We start from the raw sequence: 223 nt of genomic DNA, 5'->3' as shown, positions 1-223 counted from the left end.
CTGAAGGAACGTTAAAGACGATGACGTTGATAGGTCGGGTGTGTAAGCGCAGCGATGCGTTGAGCTAACCGATACTAATGAACCGTGAGGCTTAACCTTACAACGCCGAAGCTGTTTTGGCGAAGAGACAGAGACGATTTTCAGCCTGATACAGATTAACAGAATTTGCCTGGCGGCTTTAGCGCGGTGGTCCCACCTGACCCCATGCCGAACTCAGAAGTGA

The 223-nt window shown here is 50.7% G+C and carries 1 rRNA gene; it reads left to right on the top strand.

The features are described from left to right. Positions 1 to 99: ribosomal RNA gene (locus ACDO57_RS23390) — 23S ribosomal RNA — on the top strand; the annotation flags it as partial. Positions 100 to 223 lie beyond the last annotated feature (124 nt).

The sequence above is a fragment of the Enterobacter cloacae complex sp. 2015409 genome, from assembly GCF_041365315.1.
Lineage (GTDB): Bacteria > Pseudomonadota > Gammaproteobacteria > Enterobacterales > Enterobacteriaceae > Enterobacter > Enterobacter pseudoroggenkampii.
The sequence above is the reverse complement of the archived record's forward strand: the minus strand, read 5'-3'. Positions and strand labels throughout refer to the sequence as shown.